General features: G+C 59.7%; 2 tRNA genes. Both read left to right on the top strand.

From position 1 onward, the window contains the following. Nucleotides 1-76 (top strand) — tRNA-Glu (locus tag FW796_RS31915). A 52-nt stretch (nt 77-128) separates the two neighbouring features. After that, a tRNA-Ala gene (locus FW796_RS31910) sits at nt 129-204 on the top strand. Nucleotides 205-233: the final 29 nt, after the last annotated feature.

Genomic DNA, 233 nt, shown 5'->3' with positions numbered 1-233 from the left:
GTCCCCTTCGTCTAGTGGCCTAGGACACCGCCCTTTCACGGCGGTAACAGGGGTTCGAGTCCCCTAGGGGACGCCAGTTTTACACAAGCGATGTTGCAAGATGTCGCTGCGCCGCGAGGCGAAAATCCGGGGCTATAGCTCAGCTGGGAGAGCGCTTGCATGGCATGCAAGAGGTCGACGGTTCGATCCCGTCTAGCTCCACCAATTTACAGTTCAAGGCCTGGCCACACCGG

It is taken from the genome of Pseudomonas sp. 910_21 (genome assembly GCF_052850735.1).
The sequence above is the reverse complement of the archived record's forward strand: the minus strand, read 5'-3'. Positions and strand labels throughout refer to the sequence as shown.